At 65.3% G+C, this 616-nt stretch carries 1 protein-coding gene; it reads right to left on the reverse strand.

The annotated features are described in order from the left end of the window. Nucleotides 1-616 (reverse strand): phage protease (locus RMT89_RS40685; protein WP_315888785.1); only part of this gene is annotated, 616 nt, incomplete at both ends.

Below are 616 nucleotides of genomic sequence, written 5' to 3' on the forward strand. Positions count from 1 at the left end.
AATTCTTCGGGCGGAGCGGCCGAGGTGGTGGCACCCGCCATCAGCGGCAGGGCCGCCACCTCTTTTTCCACCGATGCGGCATCCGACATATGGCGGCTGATATAATGGTCGCGCAGCGGCTTCAGGCCGACCCGGCCCTTGCGGATTTCGGTGTCGATAAACCCGGCCGCCTTGTCGCGCAGGCTGGTCTCGGTCAGCGTGTTGAGCCTGGTCGTCACTGACGCCAGTTCTGACTGAAGCGCTGTGATGGTGTCGGCCCCGCCAGCCACGGCTTTTCGTGCGGCAGTCAGGATCGAGGCGTGATCGCCCCCGGCCACGCCAAGCGCGGTGCTGATCTCGGCCATCTGCGATTGCAGCGCGGCGCTGTCGCCGCCCTTTTCGGCTTTGATGCCGGTCACAGCCTCGACCACCTCGGCCTCACTGGCCTCGGCAGGCAGGCCAAGCAGCTCGGCCAGTCGTTCAAGCAGCGTCATTGCGCCCTCCTGATGCAGCGCGGTCAAGCCGCGCAGATTTGGTTTGTTGACAAGCGATGCCCGCAAGATCCGGCGGATCGTGCCATCGGCGCTGTGGCCGATGACCGGGCTGATGTAGCGGTAAGCGTGGGTCTCGATCAGCT

The sequence above is a fragment of the Streptomyces sp. P17 genome, assembly GCF_032436805.1.
Taxonomy (GTDB): domain Bacteria; phylum Actinomycetota; class Actinomycetes; order Streptomycetales; family Streptomycetaceae; genus Streptomyces.